We start from the raw sequence: 2,835 nt of genomic DNA, 5'->3' as shown, positions 1-2,835 counted from the left end.
TGGCCGAGGCGGAGGCCGCCGTAGAATTGGCGCGCGAGGATGTGGAGGCCGCCCGTACGCAGGCGGAACTGCGGGACCGGGCTTTGATCCGGCAACAAGACCTGCTCGAACGCGGCGTGGGGTCGGCGGCCACCGTGGAAACGGCGGAACTGGCGGCGGCGAGCGCCCATCAGGCGGTTCTGTCGCGCCGTCAGGCTCTGGCGCAGGCCGAGGCGCAGCTGGATCAGGCGGGCACCGCGCTGGAGCGTCGCAGGATTGCGCTGGCCGAGGCCGAGCGGGTGCTGGCGGAAACCGAGCTGCGCGCGGAATTTGCGGGCGTGCTGGCCGATGTGACCGTGGTTCAGGGCCGCTTGGTCAACCGCAACGAACAGGTGGCAACGCTGATCGACGCGCAGGCGCTGGAGGTGTCGTTCCGCGTCTCGACCGCGCAATATGCCCGGCTGTTGGACGAGGACGGCCGACTGCCTCGCGCCGACGTCACCGTGGTGCTGGATGTGCTGGGGGTCGATGTGACCGCCCCCGCCCGCCTGACCCGCGAAAGCGGTGCGGTGGAGGAAGGGCAGTCGGGCCGGTTGCTGTTTGCCGAACTGCTGGAAACCCGCGGCTTTCGGGCCGGGGATTTCGTGACCGTGCGCTTGCAGGAGCCCGAGTTGCAAGGGGTTGCCATCCTTCCCGCCACCGCGCTGGATGCGGAATCGCGGTTGCTGGTTCTGGGCGAGGAAGATCGTCTTGAAGAGGTGCAGGTGACCCTGCTGCGCCGTCAGGGCGACAATGTCATCATCCGTGCCCCGCCGCATCTGGAAGGGGTTGAGGTGGTCAGCGCCCGCTCGCCTTCGCTTGGGGCCGGTATCCGGGTAAATCCGCTGCGACCTGCTCAGGATGGGGCCGAAGCCCCGGCGGAACCCGATACCATCGCGCTCGACCCTGAACGCCGCGCCCGTCTGATCGCCTTCGTCGAGGGCAACGGCTTCATCCCCACCGACGTCAAGGAACGGATGCTGCGCCAGTTGCGAGAGGATGAAGTGCCGCTGCGCATGGTCAACCGTCTTGAAAGCCGGATGGGCGGATGAGACAGCTGCCCGACAGCGCCGGGGGTATCCTCTCCTACTTCACGCGCCACGCGACGGCTGCGAACCTGCTGCTGGTTGTTCTGATCGTCGTCGGGCTGGCGGTGTTCCCGCGCATGCGGGCGCAATTCTTCCCCGATGTGGTCGTCGATAATGTCAGCGTATCCGTCACCTGGGACGGGGCCGGGGCCGAGGATGTGGACCAGGCCATCGTAGCAGTGCTGGAACCGGTGCTGCTGGCCGTCGAGGGCGTCACGGAAAGCAGCGCGACCAGCCGCGAAGGTCGGGCGAGCATAAGGCTGGAGTTCGAACCCAGTTGGGACATGGGCCGTGCCGCCGATGACGTGCAGGTCGCGGTCGATAGTGTGTCCACCCTGCCGGAAGATGCCGAGGACCCGGTGGTCCGGCGCGGGGTCTGGCGTGACCGGGTGACCGATGTGGTCATTTCCGGCCCCGTCGGTGTCGACCAGTTGGGCCGCTTTGCCGATGAATTTGTTGCGCGGCTTTTCGATCAGGGCGTGACGCGCACGACGATCCGGGGCGTTGCCGCGCCCGAGATCGTGGTCGAGGTGCCCTCTGCCGAGCTGATCCGTAATGACATTTCCATGGCCGAAATTGCTGCAGCGATCGAGGCAGAGGTCGATACCTCGCCCGCAGGCGACGTGACCGGGGCGAATGCCCGCGTGCGGACCGGGGTGGCGCGGCGCACGGCGGTGGATATTGCCGGGATCGTGCTGCGTTACAACGATGATGGGTCGGCCCTGACCATCGGTGATGTTGCGACCGTGACCGAAGAAGGCATCGACCGGGAACGCGCCTATTTCGTTGGCGAGAACCCGGCGATCTCGGTGCGCGTGGACCGGTCCGACCGGGGCGATGCCATCGGCATCCAACGCACGGTGGAAGAGGTCGCCGCCGAGATGGAATTGACGCTGCCCGAAGGTGTGGAGGTCCAGCTGATCCGCACCCGCGCCGAGGCCATCACCGGGCGTCTGAATATCCTGATGGATAACGGGCTGATGGGGCTTGGGCTGGTGGTGCTGCTGCTGTTCCTGTTCCTCAACGCGCGCACCGCCTTCTGGGTGGCGGCGGGGATTCCCGTGGCGATGCTGTCGGCGATCACGCTGATGTATATCGCCGGGCTGACGATCAACATGATCTCGCTTTTCGCGCTGATCATCACGCTTGGCATCGTGGTGGATGACGCCATCGTGGTGGGCGAACACGCCGATTTCCGCGTGCGGCGGTTGGGGGAAACCCCGGTTCAGGCGGCTGAGAACGCCGCCCGCCGCATGGCCGCGCCTGTGTTTTCGGCGACGGTCACGACGGTGCTGGCCTTCGCCGGGCTGGTGGCCATCGGGGGCCGGTTTGGCGAGTTGATCGCTGACATTCCCTTCACCGTCATCGCGGTGCTGATCGCGAGCCTTGTGGAATGCTTCCTGATCCTGCCCAATCACATGGCCCATGCGCTGGCCCATTCCGGCAAGCAGCATTGGTATGACTGGCCAAGCCGGGTGGTGAACCGGGGGTTCGGCTGGTTCCGCGATACGGTGTTCCGCCCGTTGATGCGGCTGGTGATCTGGGCGCGCTACCCGGTGCTGGCGGGGGTGATCCTGATCCTGGCCAGTCAGGTCGCTGTGTTCATTCGGGGCGATGTGACCTGGCGGTTCTTCAACGCGCCGGAACAATCCTCGGTCTCTGGCAATTTCGCCATGCTGGAGGGGGCAAACCGCGACGACAGTCTTGAGATGATGCGCGAGATGCAACG

2 protein-coding genes are annotated in these 2,835 nt (G+C 66.2%); both read left to right on the top strand.

The window, feature by feature from the left end:
- Window positions 1-1,070, top strand: a 1,070-nt coding sequence (locus BKY26_RS15565; protein ID WP_071691306.1) for an efflux RND transporter periplasmic adaptor subunit, incomplete at its 5' end; no start/stop codon positions are given.
- Window positions 1,067-2,835, top strand: a 1,769-nt coding sequence (locus BKY26_RS15560) for an efflux RND transporter permease subunit (RefSeq protein WP_131541898.1), incomplete at its 3' end; no start/stop codon positions are given. The genes BKY26_RS15565 and BKY26_RS15560, both read left to right, overlap by 4 nt.

Source organism: Nioella sediminis (assembly GCF_001879695.1).
GTDB classification, from domain to species: Bacteria; Pseudomonadota; Alphaproteobacteria; order Rhodobacterales; family Rhodobacteraceae; genus Nioella; species Nioella sediminis.
The sequence above is the reverse complement of the archived record's forward strand: the minus strand, read 5'-3'. Positions and strand labels throughout refer to the sequence as shown.